At 61.7% G+C, this 230-nt stretch carries 1 protein-coding gene; it reads left to right on the top strand.

The genetic code is table 11. The features are described from left to right. Window positions 1-230 (top strand): KOW motif domain-containing protein (locus L9G74_RS24760; RefSeq protein ID WP_238899135.1); only part of this gene is annotated, 230 nt, incomplete at both ends.

The following is a 230-nucleotide window of genomic DNA, read 5'->3' on the forward strand; positions in this document are numbered from 1 at the left end:
CAGCGCCGCAAGAAGATCTTCGTGGAACCCATCAGCAGAGAGGATTGGAAAGTGTTCCGCGGTGACACGGTCCAGGTGCTGACCGGGAAGGACGCGGGGAAGCAGGGGATGGTCACCCAGGTCGTACGCGCCCGCAACTGGGTGGTGGTGGAAGGGCTGAACACGCACTACCGCTATGTCAATAGGGATGCCAAGTACAGCAGCACCTACATCGCCAGCGAGGCCCCCCT

Origin of the sequence: Shewanella electrica, assembly GCF_022321485.1 — a bacterium.
GTDB classification, from domain to species: Bacteria; Pseudomonadota; Gammaproteobacteria; order Enterobacterales; family Shewanellaceae; genus Shewanella; species Shewanella electrica.